Here is a 14,158-nt window from a genome sequence, read left to right on the forward strand (position 1 = left end):
GGCCCGGCCGGCGGACCTCCCGCGCCGGGCCGTACGCCTTCCCTCAACCCCCGGAGCCCCCCATGGGTCGTTATGTGATCCGGCGTCTGCTGCAGATGATCCCGGTCTTCTTCGGCGCCACGCTGCTGATCTTCCTGATGGTGAACGTGATGGGCGACCCCATCGCCGGCCTGTGCGGCGACCGGGCCTGCGACCCGTCCACCGCCGCCCAGCTGCGCAAGGAGTTCGGCCTCGACAAGCCGGTCTGGCAGCAATACCTGACCTACATGGGCAACGTCTTCACCGGCGACTTCGGCACCGCCTTCAACGGGCAGCCGGTCACCGAGCTGATGTCCACGGCCTTCCCCGTCACCATCCGGCTCACCATCGTCGCCATCCTCTTCGAGATCGTCATCGGCATCACCCTCGGCGTCCTCACCGGCCTCAAGCGCGGTCACCCCGTCGACACCTCGGTGCTGCTGCTCACCCTGGTCGTGCTCTCCGTCCCGACCTTCGTCACCGGCCTGCTGATCCAGCTGCTGCTCGGCGTCGAATGGGGCTGGATCAAGCCGGCCGTCTCGCCCGAGGCCCCCTTCTCCGAGCTGATCGTCCCGGGTCTCGTGCTCGCCTCCGTGTCGCTGGCCTACGTCACCCGGCTCACCCGCACCTCGATCGCCGAGAACAAGCGCGCCGACTACGTGCGCACCGCGGTCGCCAAGGGCCTGCCGCGCCGCCGGGTCATCACCCGGCACCTGCTCCGCAACAGCCTCATCCCCGTGGTGACCTTCATCGGCGCCGACGTCGGCGCCCTGATGGGCGGCGCCATCGTCACCGAACGGATCTTCAACATCCACGGCGTCGGCTACCAGCTCTACCAGGGCATCGTGCGCCAGAACACCCAGACCGTGGTCGGCTTCGTGACCGTCCTCGTCCTGGTGTTCCTGATCGCCAACCTCCTGGTCGACCTCCTGTACGCCGTCCTTGACCCGAGGATTCGCTATGCCTGAGCCGATCGACCCGTTCCACGACGACGATGCCGCCATCGCCGCCACCGGCGCCGGCGGAGCGACCGACCTCGCGCTGGACGAGGGCGAGACGCTGGAGCGGACCCCCGGCGGGCCGCAGGGCACCGGCCCCGACAAGAAGCCCCGCTCCCTGTGGTCCGACGCCTGGCACGACCTGCGCCGCAACCCGGTCTTCATCGTCTCCGCCCTCGTCATCCTCTTCCTGGTCGTCATCTCCATCTGGCCGTCCCTGATCGCCTCCGGAGACCCCCTCGACTGCGACCTGTCCAAGGCCCAGGAAGGCTCCCAGCCCGGCCACCCCTTCGGCTTCAACGGCCAGGGCTGCGACGTCTACACCCGCACCGTCTACGGCGCCCGCACCTCCGTCACCGTCGGCGTCCTCGCCACCCTCGGCGTGGCCGTCCTCGGCAGCATCCTCGGCGGCCTCGCCGGCTTCTTCGGCGGCGCCTGGGACGGCTTCCTGTCCCGGATCACCGACATCTTCTTCGCCATCCCCGTCGTCCTCGGCGGCCTCGTCCTGCTGTCCGTGGTGACCAGCTCCACCGTCTGGCCCGTCATCGGCTTCATGGTGCTGCTCGGCTGGCCGCAGATCTCCCGGATCGCCCGCGGCTCCGTGATCACCGCCAAGCAGAACGACTACGTGCAGGCCGCCCGGGCCCTCGGCGCCTCCAACTCCCGCATGCTGCTGCGCCACATCGCGCCCAACGCGGTCGCCCCCGTGATCGTCGTCGCGACCATCGCGCTCGGCACCTACATCGCCCTGGAGGCGACCCTGTCGTACCTCGGCGTCGGCCTGAAGCCGCCCACCGTCTCCTGGGGCATCGACATCTCCTCGGCCTCGCAGTACATCCGCAACGCCCCCCACATGCTGCTCTGGCCGGCCGGCGCGCTCGCCATCACGGTGCTCGCCTTCATCATGCTCGGCGACGCGGTGCGCGACGCCCTCGACCCCAAGCTGAGGTAGGGCCCATGCTGCTCGAAGTGCGCGACCTGCACGTGGAGTTCCACACCCGCGACGGGATCGCCAAGGCCGTCAACGGCGTCAACTACTCGGTGGACGCGGGGGAGACCCTGGCCGTGCTCGGCGAGTCCGGCTCCGGCAAGTCCGTCACCGCCCAGGCCGTCATGGGCATCCTCGACATGCCCCCCGGGAAGATCACCGGCGGCGAGATCCGCTTCCAGGGCCAGGACCTGCTGAAGCTCAAGGAGGACGAACGCCGCAAGGTCCGCGGGGCCAAGATGGCGATGATCTTCCAGGACGCGCTGTCCTCCCTCAACCCCGTCCTCAGCGTCGGCGAACAGCTCGGCGAGATGTTCGTGGTCCACCGGGGCCTGTCGAAGAAGGACGCCCGCGCCCGGGCCGTCGAACTGATGGACCGGGTCCGCATCCCCGCCGCCAAGGAACGCGTCGGCCAGTACCCGCACCAGTTCTCCGGCGGCATGCGCCAGCGCATCATGATCGCCATGGCGCTGGCCCTCGAACCCGAGCTGATCATCGCCGACGAGCCCACCACCGCCCTCGACGTCACCGTCCAGGCCCAGGTCATGGACCTGCTCGCCGAGCTCCAGCGCGAGCTCAACATGGGCCTCATCCTCATCACCCACGACCTCGGCGTCGTCGCCGACGTCGCCGACAAGATCGCGGTCATGTACGCCGGCCGGATCGTCGAACAGGCCCCCGTCCACGAGATCTACAAGGCGCCCGCCCACCCCTACACCCGCGGCCTGCTCGACTCCATCCCGCGCCTGGACCAGAAGGGCCAGGAGCTCTACGCGATCAAGGGCCTGCCGCCCAACCTGCTCGCCATCCCGCCCGGCTGCGCCTTCAACCCGCGCTGCCCGCTCGCCCAGGACGTGTGCCGGACCGACGAGCCGCCGCTGTACGACGTCACCGAATCGCCCGTGCCGCGCACCAGCGCCTGCCACTTCTGGAAGGAGTGCCTCCATGGCTGAGGCGATTCTCCAGGTCCGCGACCTGCACAAGCACTACCCGCTGACCCGGGGCATCCTCTTCAAGAAGCAGATCGGCGCCGTCCGGGCGGTCGACGGCGTGGACTTCGAGCTGACCGCGGGCGAGACCCTCGGCATCGTCGGCGAGTCCGGCTGCGGCAAGTCCACCGTCGCCAAGATGCTGGTCAACCTGGAGCGCCCGACCTCCGGCACCATCCTCTACAAGGGCGAGGACATCACCAAGCTCTCCCCTCGCGCCCTCAAGTCGGTCCGCCGCAACATCCAGATGGTGTTCCAGGACCCGTACACCTCGCTCAACCCGCGCATGACGGTCGGCGACATCATCGGCGAGCCGTACGAGATCCACCCCGAGGTCGCGCCCAAGGGGGACCGGCGCCGCAAGGTGCAGGAGCTGCTCGACGTCGTCGGCCTCAACCCCGAGTACATCAACCGCTACCCGCACCAGTTCTCCGGCGGTCAGCGCCAGCGCATCGGCATCGCCCGCGGCCTCGCCCTCCAGCCCGAGATCATCGTCGCCGACGAGCCCGTCTCCGCCCTCGACGTCTCCGTCCAGGCCCAGGTCGTCAACCTGCTCGAACGCCTGCAGGACGAGTTCGACCTCAGCTACGTCTTCATCGCGCACGACCTCTCCATCGTCCGGCACATCTCGGACCGGGTCGGCGTCATGTACCTGGGCCGGATCGTCGAGATCGGCACCGACGCCGAGATCTACGACCACCCCACCCACCCCTACACCCAGGCGCTGCTCTCCGCCGTGCCCGTGCCGGACCCCGAGGCGCGCGAGCACCGCGAACGCATCCTGCTCGCCGGCGACGTGCCCTCCCCGGCCAACATCCCCTCCGGCTGCCGCTTCCGCACCCGCTGCTGGAAGGCCCAGAAGCGCTGCGAAATGGAGGTCCCGCTGCTCGCCGTCCCGGCCGTCTTCCGCGACACCGACACCCCGGCCCGGCACGACTCGGCCTGCCACTTCGCCGAGGAGAAGCAGGTGGTGCCGCCGGAGGACGTCACCCAGGGCCCACCCGGGGGACCGCCCGGCGAACCCCCCGCCCCCAAGAGCCTCTGACCGCACCGCACGATCCTTAACAGCCCCGCAACACCCGTGAATCCGCTCCGATATACGGACGCGGCACGCTGCTGAACGTACGGCCGTGCGGGTGCCGTAGGCCGGCCGGGGAGCGTCACGCCCCCCGGCCGGCCGCACCGGCGACCGGACTTGACGCACCCGCCCCGCGCATATGCGGAAGCGCTTGTTTCGGCCGCTGACGACCGTGAGTATCGGCCCCGTGACAGTGACACGAACGGCACGTCTCACCGGCGCCGCCCTGTGCGCCGCGCTCGCCCTCGTCACCCTCGTCTGGCTGCTGCGCGACCTCGCGACCTTCGGGCCCACCGCCGAGCTGCTCTGGTACTGGGCCGGCGACCACGGCTTCCGGCTCCGCCCCGCCGCGGCCACCACCCTCGTCGACCCGCTGCTGCTCACCGCCTACGCGGTCACCGCGGGCGTCGCCCTGCGCTCCCCGCTCGCCGCCCCCGCGATGGCCGCCACCGGACTGACCACCGTCGCCCTGCGCCTGCCCGGACTGTGGTCCTCCGGCGTCGACGCCCTGGTCAGCACCCTCCTCGTGCTCGGCCTCGCCGCCGCCCTCGTGGTCACCGCCGCCGCCGGCCGGGCGACCGGCCCCGGCACCCCGGACGAGCCGGCCGCCCCCGCCCGGCCCCGTACCGGACCGGCCGTCGCCGCCGGCGTCCTGTGCGTGCTCGCCGCGCTGATGTGGGCCGCCTGGGAGATCCGCTGGGCCACCCTGCTGCCCGTCGAGTACACCGTCGGCCGCTACACCGGCGGGCCCTCGCTCCTCCTGCCCGCCCTCGCCGTCCCGCCCGGCTGGCTGAACGCCGTCCTCGTCCTGCTCCTCCTCGCCGCCGCCCTCAGCGCCTTCGCCCGCGCCCCGCACGCCCGCCCCTTCGGCCTCCTCGCGGGCCTGCTGCTCGCGGGCGTCGGCGCGGCCGGCACGGCCGCCGCCCTGCGCCAGAACTGGCACACCTCCGTGCCCGAGCTGGAGCTCTACTCCGTGGCGTACGACCTCGGCTGCGGCTTCGCCCTGCTGGCCGGCCTCGCCGTGCTGCTGCTCCTCGCCCGCCCCGGTCGCCGCCGCACCCCGTACCGCCCGGCCGCCGCCCTCCCCCCGGCCCCGCCGGCGCACCGCCCGCCCGGCTGGTGACCGGACGGGGGCCGCGGCACCGGACGGCGCGTCAGGACAGGCCGAGGGACCGGCGCAGGAAGTCCACCTGGAGCAGCAGCAGGTTCTCGGCCACCTGCTCCTGCGGGGTCATGTGCGTGACGCCCGACAGCGGCAGCACCTCGTGCGGCCGGCCCGCCGCGAGCAGCGCCGAGGACAGCCGCAGGGTGTGCCCCATCACCACGTTGTCGTCGGCCAGGCCGTGCACGATCATCATCGGCCGGGCCGGCTCCCGCGGCTCCGTCAGACCGAGGTCGCCGAGCAGCGAGTTCTCCGTGTAGACGGCCGGCTCCTTCTCCGGCAGACCGAGATAGCGCTCGGTGTAGTGGGTGTCGTACAGCCGCCAGTCCGTCACCGGCGCGCCCACCACGGCCGCGTGGAAGACGTCGGGGCGGCGCAGCGCCGCGAGCGCCGCCAGATAGCCGCCGAAGGACCAGCCGCGGATCGCCACCCGCCCGAGGTCCAGCGGGAAGCGCCCGGCGAGCGCGTGCAGCGCCTCGACCTGGTCCTCCAGGGCCAGCGTGAAGTCCCGGCTGATCGCCTTCTCCCAGGCGGGGGAGCGCCCCGGGGCGCCCCGCCCGTCCGCCACGACCACCGCGAAGCCCTGCTCCGCGAACCAGCGGGACGTCAGGTGCGGGTTGTGGGCGGCGACCACGCGCTGCCCGTGCGGGCCGCCGTACGGGTCCAGCAGGACCGGCAGCGGCCCGTCGCCCTCCCGCCAGGACGAGGGCAGCAGCACGGCGCACGGGACGCGCCGCTCGCCCGCCTCGACGAGCGCCACGTCCGCGGCGAGCACCGGCCGCTGGGCGTACGAGACGACCTCGGCGACCGGCTCGCCGTCCCGCAGCACCCGCACGGTCGCGCCCGGCGCGTCCGGCCGGGCCGAGGACAGCACGGTGACCGCCCCCGAGCGCACCGCCGCGTGCACGCCCGGCGCCTGCGAGACGCGCTCCACGCCCCGCTCGCCCACCCGGTACACATGGATCTCGCCCGTCTCCGGCGCGCCGGCCGCCTCACCGGCGGCCGCCGAGACCAGGACGTCCTCCGCGCCGACGTCCAGCACCGCCCGCACCTGGAGCGAGGCGTCCGTCAGGGCCCGGTCGCCGACCACGAGCACCCGCGCGCCGTCCCGGTCCACGATCCGCACCAGCCGCCCGTCCGGGGTCCAGGCCGGCACCCCGCCGAAGAGTTCCAGCCAGACCGGATCCTCGTCCACGAGCAGCGTCGTCGTCGCCCCGGTCTCCGGATCCACCGTCAGACACGCCTGGCTCAGCTGGTCCCGTGCCTGCACCAGAAGCAGCGGCGCACCGGCCGAGGACCAGTGCACCCGGGCCAGATACGGGAAGGAGGCCCGGTCCCACAAGACCTCGGTGCGATTTCCGGACAGATCCACGACGAAGAGCCGGACCTCCGCGTTCGGCGTCCCCGCCGCCGGGTACGCGATCGGCTGCGGCTCCCGCTCCGGGTGCGCCGGATCGGCGATCCACCAGCGCCGCACGGGCGTCTCGTCGACCCGCGCGACCAGCAGCCGGTCCGAGTCCGGCGCCCACCAGAAGCCCCGGGAGCGGCCCATCTCCTCCGAGGCCACGAACTCCGCGAGCCCGTAGCCCACCCCGTCCGCCTCCGGCTCGGCCAGCGCCCGGTCACCCGTGCCGTCCGCCCCGGTCACCCGCAGCGCGCCGCCGGCCGCGTACGCCACCAGGCGCCCGTCCGGCGAGGGCCGCGGGTCCACCACCGGCCCCGGCACCGGCAGTTCGCGGGCCGTGCCGGCCCGCAGCTCCGCCGCGAACAGGCGCCCCGACAGCGCGAACGCGGCCAGCTCCGCCGCCTCGTCCAGCGCGTAGCCCACGATCCCCGCCGAGCCCTCCCGGCTGCGCTCCCGCCGGGCCAGCTCCTCCGCCGACAACTCCTCGGCGGCGCCCCCGAGCAGCACCTCCGGGTCCGCCGCGAGCCGCTCCACCGGCCCGTCCGGCCCGTCCAGGTCGAGCACCCACAGCCGGTGCGAGCGGTCCGTCCCCGAGCCGGAGCGCAGGAACACCACCCGCCGGCCGTCCGGCGCGATGCCGAAACCACGGGGCGCGCCGAGGGTGAAGCGCTGCGTCCGCGCGTACTGCCGGGGGAAGGACAACGATGCGTCACGTGGCGAAGTCATGTGACCGAAACTAGCGTCCGTGCGCCCCCTCATGCCTCCGTACACCGATCGATGCGATGGCACGGATAGTTATGATCCGTAGCGCTAGGTGGGTAAGCATCCATCGGGCACATGCCAACCGAACGTCCGACCGAAGAAGTGTGGAGGTGAACCGCCGTGGCACTCTCGATCTCGGTGGTGGTGCTGCTGGCGATCGTCGTCTTCCTGCTGATCCGGAAATCCGGACTCAAGGCCGGTCACGCGGCGGTCTGCGCGCTGCTCGGCTTCTACCTCGCCAGCTCGTCCATCGCCCCGTCCATCAGCACCCTCACCACCAACGTGGCGAGCATGATCGGCGGCCTCAAGTTCTGACCTGCCGGTCCCTCACCGGCCCCGCCTCGTAGGGTGGGGCCATGACGGTTCTCCCAGCCCGTCGTCTGCTCCTGGTGCACGCGCACCCCGACGACGAGTCGATCAACAACGGCGCCACCATGGCCAGGTACGCGGCCGAGGGCGCCCTCGTGACCCTGGTGACCTGCACCCTGGGCGAGGAGGGCGAGGTCATCCCGCCCGGGCTCGCCCATCTCGCGCCCGACCGGGAGGACCGGCTCGGCCCGTTCCGCGTCGGCGAACTCGCCGCCGCGATGAAGGAGCTGGGCGTCACCGACCACCGCTTCCTCGGCGGCCCCGGCCGCTTCCGCGACTCCGGGATGATGGGCGCCGAGCAGAACCGGCGCCCCGGCGCCTTCTGGAGCACCCCGGTCGACGAGGCCGCCCCGTACCTGGTCGAGGTGATCCGCGAGACCCGCCCGCAGGTCCTCGTCACCTACGACCCCGACGGCGGCTACGGCCACCCCGACCACATCCAGGCCCACCGGGTCGCGATGCGCGCCGCCGAACTGGCCGCCGAACCCGGCTACCGGCCGGACCTCGGCGCCGCCCACGCCGTCGCCAAGATCTACTGGAACCGGGTGCCCCGCCCGGTCGCCGAGGCCGGCTTCGCCCGCCTCGCCGCCGAGGGCTCCGTCTTCCCCGCCGACGCCGTCATCGGCGACGTGCCCGGCGTGGTCGAGGAGGACCGCATCACCGCCGAGATCGCGGGCGGGGAGCTGGACGGGGCCACGGACGAGGGCGCGGCCGGGACCTCGTACGCCGGCCGCAAGCGCGCCGCCATGGCCGCGCACGCCACCCAAGTCGCCGTGGACGGGCCCTTCTTCGCGCTCTCCAACAACCTCGCCCAGCCGATCTTCACCACCGAGTACTACGAGCTGGTGCACGGCACCCCGGGCGCGCCCGCGGGCACCCGCGAGACCGACCTCTTCGCGGGCGTCACGGACCCGGCGGAGAACAACGGCGAGGGGGCGGGCGCATGACCGGCCCGCGCAGCCGCGCCTCCGCCTCCGGGCCGGCCCCCCGGCCCGCGCCCCGGCCCGCCACCGCGGAGCCGTCCGCCGACGGGCTCGCCGCGGGTGCCCGTTACGCCTGGTACGCGCTGCTCCTGGTGCTCGGCGCGCTCGTCGGCACCGCCGGCTCCCTGGTCCAAGCCGCCTGGTTCCCCGGCGGCTTGCTGCTCGCCCTGCTCGGTTCGGCCGCCGTCTTCTACGCCGGCCGGCGCGCCACCGGCAACCAGCTCGGCGTGGCCGCGGCCGGCGCCGGCTGGCTCGTCGCCATCGTCCTGCTGAGCTTCGGACGCCCCGAGGGGGACGGCCTGTTCGGCGGCGGCATCGGCGAGATGGTCTTCCTGCTCGGCGGCATGGCGGTCGCTGTGATGTGCGCCACGATGAGCCGACTGGCCCGACCGGGCATGTGAACAGGCCGACTTGACGCGAGAGTGTCTTGACTTCGGCCGTATTGCCCTTGGCGGATCCACGCCGGGTCGGGTGCGGACCGGCGGTGGCCAGTATGGTGGTGCGCGCCGCCGACCGCCCGGATCACCACGAGCATCAGCAAGAGCGGGCGGCGGAGCCAACCGGGAGATCCTGCTTTGAGTCGTGAAACTGGTCGAGAGACTGACAGTTCGCCCTCCGGCGCCCAGGGGCGCGGCGGGGCCGCGTACCCCTCGGGCACGCCGCCGTACGGTCTGCGCGGCGGACAGGAGGCGACCGCGGAGAACGGCGCCGCCGTGCCGCCCGAGGAGCCCAAGACCGAGACCACGCTGACCACGCGCATCCGGATCAACATCCCGGGTTCGCGTCCGATCCCGCCCGTGGTGGTCCGCAAGCCGGTCGGCGAGGGCGGCGGCGGGGACGGGACCCCGGCCGAGGAGCCGCGGGCGGCCGAGCCGTCGCTGCCCACCCGGCCCGCCCCGGCCCGCCCGGCGCCCGCCCCGGCCGCCGAGCCGGAGCCCGCGGCCGAGCCGGCCGCCGCCGAGGAGCGGCCGACCAGCAGCTGGTTCGCGCCGCGCAAGCCCTCCGCGGCCAAGCCGGCCGCCGAGCCCGCCCCGCAGCCGCCGGCGCCCGCCGCGCCGCAGGCCGCGGCCCCGTCGGCCCCCGCCCCGGCCGCCCCCGGCTTCGCGGGCTCCGCCGGCGACGGCGTCCCGTCCGCGAGCACCACCCAGAGCATGCCGGTCGTCACCCCGCTCACCGGCGGCCCGGCGCCGACGCCCGCGGGCGGTACCCCGCGCTTCGACGGCCCGGCGTCCACCCCGGCCGGTGGCACTCCGCGCTTCGACGGCCCCGCCACCGGCGGGCCCGTGCCCGGCGGGCCCGTGCCCGGGAACCCGCTCTACGACAGCGGCAACCCGCTCTACGACAACGGCCCCGGGCACACCCCGGCCGCCGGCACCCCCGTCGTCGGCGCCGCCGGGGCCCCCGCCGGGCCCACCACCGGCCCCGTCACCGGCAGCAGTCCGGTCGTCGGCCCGGACCAGCGCCGCGGCCCCGGGCCGCGCCGGCCCATGGCCCCGCGGATGTCCGACGACACCGCGATCCTCACCCCGCAGGCCCCCGCGCCCGTGCCGCCCGGCGGCCCCGCGGGCGGCGAGCCCGGCCACGTCTCCGGCTCGACGCTCACCAGCGGCATGCCGGTCGTCCCGCCCGCCGGGCCCGACCTGACCCCGCGCATCCCCGAGCGCAACGAGCGCGGCGACCAGGCCGCCGCCGCGCCCCGGCCGGCGCCGAAGCCCGCGCCCCAGCCCGCCCCGGCGAAGAAGGGCCGCTCCAAGCTGGTCCTCGCCTGCGTCGGCGTGGTCGGCCTGGCCGGCGTCGCCTACGGCGCGGGCCTGCTCCTCAACCACTCCGAGGTCCCCAAGGGCACCACCGTCCTCGGCGTCGACATCGGCGGCGGCACGAAGGAGGAGGGCGTCGCCAAGCTGGAGGCGGCCCTCGGCAAGCGCGCCCACACCCCGCTGCAGCTCTCCGTGGGCGGCAAGAAGGCCGAACTGGCCCCGGAGAAGGCCGGTCTCGCCCTGGACGCCCAGGAGACCGTCCGCGCCGCCGCGGGCAGCGACTACAACCCGGTCTCCGTCATCGGCTCGCTCTTCGGCGGTACGCGCGAGGCGAAGCCGGTCTTCCCGGTCGACGACGAGAAGCTGGGCGTCGCCCTCACGGACCTGGCCGGCACCTCCGGCTCGGTCACCGAGGGCACCATCCTCTTCGCCCCGAACAAGGTCACCGCGGTCGAGGGCAAGGAGGGCAAGGGCCTGGACGTCCAGCGCTCGATGATCGCGGTCAAGGACGCCTTCCGCGCCCAGGTCGAGACCGGCCGCCCCAACACGGTCGAGCTCCCGGTCGTCACCCGCCGGCCCACCGTGACCAAGGACGAGCTGGAACGGGCCATGGAGGAGTTCGCCCGGCCGGCGATGTCCGACAAGATCACCATCAAGGCGGGCGCCAAGTCGATCGACTTCGGCCCGGCCCGGTCCCTGCCGAAGATCCTCTCCATGAAGGCCGTAGACGGCCGTCTGGTCGAGGTCTACAACAAGCAGGCGATCACCGAGCTGCTCGACGGCGTCTTCGACGGCGTCATGATCACCAAGGCCGACGGCACCAAGCACCAGGTGAGCGCCGACGACGTGGCCTTCGTGATGCGCGACGCGCTGCGCGGCAAGACCAAGGCCGAGCGCACGAAGACGATCGACCTCAGCGGCGAGGGCTGACCGCCCCACCACCCCGCGCCCACCCCCGCCCCCTCCGGAGGCGGGGGTGGCGCCGTTTCCGGAGGGGCGAGACACCCCCTAGGCTGCGACGCGCGGGGCGGGGTCGTAGCGCAGAGGTCGACGCGCGCGGTTTGCGAAACCCGAGGACGCCGGTTCGATTCCGGCCGGCCTGCCCCGCACCCTTAAGCTGCCCGCGGCGGGCGGGGTCGTAGCGCAGAGGTCGACGCGCGCGGTCTCCGAAACCGCGAGGACGCCGGTTCGATTCCGGCCGGCCTGCCCCGCACCCTTAAGCTGCCCGCGGCGGGCGGGGTCGTAGCGCAGAGGTCGACGCGCGCGGTCTCCGAAACCGCGAGGACGCCGGTTCGATTCCGGCCGCCCCGCCCGCACCCTTCCCGCGCCCGCCGGACAGGCGGCCGTTTCTTTCGGATCGGGCGGCTGGATCTGGGGGCACCTTCCGTGCCCGGAGGGCTACGGGGGAGAGCGGCGTCCGGTGCATGGGGTCTCCCCAGGCCCGTCAGGGCCGAGGGTCGGGGTCTCCCCAGGCCGTCAGGGCCCAGGGGAAGGATCGCAAGGCGGAGGTGGGGGCACCTCCCCGGCCGCCGGGCCGAGGGGGCGGAAGCGATGCGGTGGGGGGGCACTTCCCCTGGGCTTCGCCCGGGGGCACCTCCCGGGCGAAGCCCAGGGGGCCATCGGCGACCGACGACGACGCGGCGAGGCGCGGTGCCCGGGGCACTCCCCCCAGGCTCCGCCGGGGGCGCGCCCACCCGGGCGAAGCTCTGGGGGAGTCGAGAGCCCGGCAAGATCCGGAAGAGACGGCCTAGTTCAGCAGCGCCCGGGCCGCCTTCGCGCGGCGGCGGATGGTCTCCGCGGCGCTCGGTTCGACCGCGTCCATGATCGTCGCGTACGCCTCCATCTCCGCCGCTCCCGTGAGGAAGTCGCCGCGCTGGACGAGCAGCTCCGCGCGCTCGTAGCGCAGGCGGGCCGGGTGGGAGGGGAGCAGCAGGGACAGTTCGACGGCCCACAGGGCGACGTCGGAGCGCTCGGGGCGGGCCTGGGCCCAGGCGCGGATGTTGTTGAGGACGCGCAGCACGATCGCCGCCGGGGTCGCGGGGCGCAGCATCGACGGGTCGAGGGCCTCGCCGGTGGCGCCCGCGACCAGGAGCTCCGCGTCCGTGCCGGTCATCGCGCGGCCGCCCGCGAAGGGGTCGGCCAGGTGCAGCTCGGCCGGGTCGCCGAAGCCGACGACGAAGTGGCCGGGCAGTCCGAGCCCGTACACCGGGGCGCCGGCCCGGCGGGCCACCTCCATCCACACCACCGACAGCAGGATGGGCAGCCCGCGCCGGGTCCGCAGCACCTCGTGCAGCAGCGAGGACTCCAGCCGCTGGTAGTCCGCGGGCACGCCCTGGAAGCCCTCGCGGCGGCCGAGCAGCTCGGCGAGCGCCGCGACCCAGGCGTCGGGGCCGCGCGTCCCGTAGGGGACGAGTCCGGCGAGCCGGTCCAGCTCGATCTCGGCCTCGTCCAGGTCGGCCCCGGTGACGGACGGATCGGCGACGGCGCACAGCAGCAGGCACAGGCGCGCGAGGTCGGGCCGCTCCGACCTGGCCTCCTCGGCGAACTCCCGCCGCCAGTCGGTCACGTCGTCTCCGTCCGTCACGCGCCCGTCCATCGGTAGTGGTGGTAGTGGTGATGGGTGGTGAAGCCCATCCCGTCGTAGAGCGCCCGGGCGCCGTGGTTGTCCGCCTCGACCTGGAGCCAGGCGGCCGAGGCGCCCTCGTCGAGGGCGCGCCGGGCGAGCGCCGTCATCACGGCCGTGGCGAGGCCCCGGCGCCGCTGCTCCGGGTCCACCTCGACCGCCATGAAACCGGCCCAGCGCCCGTCCACGACGAGCCGGCCGATCGCCGCGGCTGCCTCTTCCGTGCCCGGTACGGACGCGAACCACACACTCGGGCCGCCGGCGAGCACCTTGGTGACGTGCGGGCCCGGCTCGCCGAAGCGCTGGTAGCGGCGCAGCCAGCTCTCGTCGAAGCCGCGCTCGATCCGTACCGCCGAGGTGTCGGCGGCGAGGTCGCCGATCGGCGCGAGCGCGGCGGTCCGCAGCTCGGCGCTGACCTCCCGGGTCCAGCCGCGCCGCTCCAGCTCGGCGCTCAGCAGCTCCTGGGTGTCCGCGGCGCCGGTCGCGGTCTGGACGTACGGGGGCAGGTCCCGGGCCGCGTACCAGTCCCGCGCCCGGTCGAGCGCGGCGTCGAGCGGCAGGCCCGGATCGCCCAGCGGCAGCACGGAGTTGGCCCGGCGGGTGAACCCGCCGGAGGCCCGCAGGGTCCACTCGCCGAGCGGTTCGGCCTCCAGCGGCGGCCAGGCGCGGGCGGCGGCCCGGGCGAGCTCGGCGAAGGTCGCGGAGGGGCCGCGGCGGCGGGCCGGGGCGGCGGGGACCGTCTTGCCGGCGACGAGGGCGGATTCCGCGATCCGGACGGCCTCACCGGTCCTGCGTGTGATCAGCAGCACACCCGAGTCCCATGATGTGAGAACCCCGACCGCGTCGGTGAACTTCTCGCCCGGGACCGCCGAGTCCGTCACGTACCGAACAGAGACGCGTTTTCCCACGTCAGCCGCCGTGATACGGACCTCAAGCCGTGCTCCGCCGGTGAATTCCACAGCTTCTGAGCCCCTCCTGTTCGGATCGTCCCCAAGAACGGAGATACTAGGGGCGGGCATCGACGAC

The 14,158-nt window shown here is 74.1% G+C and carries 12 protein-coding genes and 3 tRNA genes; 12 read left to right on the forward strand and 3 right to left on the reverse strand.

Annotated elements, in window-relative coordinates; all coding sequences use genetic code 11:
- Nucleotides 1-62 precede the first annotated feature (62 nt).
- The 5 genes from ACIGW2_RS04280 (at nucleotide 63) to ACIGW2_RS04300 (ending at nucleotide 5,194) form a co-directional block, all read left to right on the forward strand.
- Nucleotides 63-986, forward strand: a complete 924-nt coding sequence (locus ACIGW2_RS04280; protein ID WP_356076059.1) for an ABC transporter permease — start codon at nucleotides 63-65, stop codon at nucleotides 984-986.
- The gene (locus ACIGW2_RS04285; RefSeq protein ID WP_361590054.1) at nucleotides 979-1,968 is read left to right on the forward strand and encodes an ABC transporter permease; all 990 of its coding nucleotides are present in this window, start codon (nucleotides 979-981) and stop codon (nucleotides 1,966-1,968) included. The genes ACIGW2_RS04280 and ACIGW2_RS04285 overlap by 8 nt, the downstream gene beginning before the upstream one ends.
- A gap of 5 nt (nucleotides 1,969-1,973) precedes the next feature.
- Nucleotides 1,974-2,957, forward strand: coding sequence for an ABC transporter ATP-binding protein (locus tag ACIGW2_RS04290; protein WP_361590051.1), 984 nt, complete (start codon nucleotides 1,974-1,976; stop codon nucleotides 2,955-2,957).
- The gene (locus ACIGW2_RS04295; protein WP_391656258.1) at nucleotides 2,950-4,038 is read left to right on the forward strand and encodes an ABC transporter ATP-binding protein; all 1,089 of its coding nucleotides are present in this window, start codon (nucleotides 2,950-2,952) and stop codon (nucleotides 4,036-4,038) included. The genes ACIGW2_RS04290 and ACIGW2_RS04295 overlap by 8 nt, the downstream gene beginning before the upstream one ends.
- A 220-nt stretch (nucleotides 4,039-4,258) precedes the next feature.
- Nucleotides 4,259-5,194, forward strand: coding sequence for a hypothetical protein (locus tag ACIGW2_RS04300; RefSeq protein WP_399840993.1), 936 nt, complete (start codon nucleotides 4,259-4,261; stop codon nucleotides 5,192-5,194).
- A gap of 31 nt (nucleotides 5,195-5,225) precedes the next feature.
- On the opposite strand, the gene ACIGW2_RS04305 is transcribed toward ACIGW2_RS04300, so the two are convergent.
- On the reverse strand, nucleotides 5,226-7,364 hold the full coding sequence (locus ACIGW2_RS04305; RefSeq protein ID WP_399840994.1) for an alpha/beta fold hydrolase: 2,139 nt from the start codon (nucleotides 7,362-7,364) through the stop codon (nucleotides 5,226-5,228).
- A gap of 156 nt (nucleotides 7,365-7,520) precedes the next feature.
- Here ACIGW2_RS04305 and ACIGW2_RS04310 point away from each other — a divergent pair, with 156 nt between their 5' ends.
- From ACIGW2_RS04310 to ACIGW2_RS04340, 7 genes are all read left to right on the forward strand, one after another.
- Nucleotides 7,521-7,715 (forward strand): hypothetical protein, encoded by a 195-nt coding sequence (locus ACIGW2_RS04310; RefSeq protein ID WP_345485825.1) that lies wholly within the window; start codon nucleotides 7,521-7,523, stop codon nucleotides 7,713-7,715.
- Nucleotides 7,716-7,756: 41 nt separating this feature from the next.
- Nucleotides 7,757-8,716 (forward strand): N-acetyl-1-D-myo-inositol-2-amino-2-deoxy-alpha-D-glucopyranoside deacetylase, encoded by a 960-nt coding sequence (gene mshB, locus ACIGW2_RS04315; RefSeq protein WP_399840996.1) that lies wholly within the window; start codon nucleotides 7,757-7,759, stop codon nucleotides 8,714-8,716.
- The gene (locus tag ACIGW2_RS04320) at nucleotides 8,713-9,153 is read left to right on the forward strand and encodes a DUF6113 family protein (protein WP_391656254.1); all 441 of its coding nucleotides are present in this window, start codon (nucleotides 8,713-8,715) and stop codon (nucleotides 9,151-9,153) included. The genes mshB and ACIGW2_RS04320 overlap by 4 nt, the downstream gene beginning before the upstream one ends.
- Before the next feature lie 750 nt (nucleotides 9,154-9,903).
- The gene (locus ACIGW2_RS04325) at nucleotides 9,904-11,439 is read left to right on the forward strand and encodes a hypothetical protein (RefSeq protein WP_399841676.1); all 1,536 of its coding nucleotides are present in this window, start codon (nucleotides 9,904-9,906) and stop codon (nucleotides 11,437-11,439) included.
- 99 nt (nucleotides 11,440-11,538) lie between these two features.
- Nucleotides 11,539-11,612: transfer RNA gene (locus tag ACIGW2_RS04330), tRNA-Arg, on the forward strand.
- A 29-nt stretch (nucleotides 11,613-11,641) separates the two neighbouring features.
- A tRNA-Arg gene (locus ACIGW2_RS04335) sits at nucleotides 11,642-11,716 on the forward strand.
- Between the two features lie 27 nt (nucleotides 11,717-11,743).
- Nucleotides 11,744-11,821 (forward strand) — tRNA-Arg (locus tag ACIGW2_RS04340).
- A 435-nt stretch (nucleotides 11,822-12,256) separates the two neighbouring features.
- On the opposite strand, the gene ACIGW2_RS04345 is transcribed toward ACIGW2_RS04340, so the two are convergent.
- Nucleotides 12,257-13,105 (reverse strand): transglutaminase-like domain-containing protein, encoded by an 849-nt coding sequence (locus ACIGW2_RS04345; RefSeq protein WP_356076858.1) that lies wholly within the window; start codon nucleotides 13,103-13,105, stop codon nucleotides 12,257-12,259.
- Nucleotides 13,090-14,091 carry a GNAT family N-acetyltransferase gene (locus ACIGW2_RS04350; RefSeq protein ID WP_399840998.1) on the reverse strand — a complete coding sequence of 334 codons (1,002 nt, stop codon included), beginning with the start codon at nucleotides 14,089-14,091 and terminating at the stop codon, nucleotides 13,090-13,092. The genes ACIGW2_RS04345 and ACIGW2_RS04350 overlap by 16 nt, the downstream gene beginning before the upstream one ends.
- Nucleotides 14,092-14,158: the final 67 nt, after the last annotated feature.

The organism is Streptomyces sp. NPDC053541, assembly GCF_044544705.1.
Classification (GTDB): Bacteria; Actinomycetota; Actinomycetes; order Streptomycetales; family Streptomycetaceae; genus Streptomyces.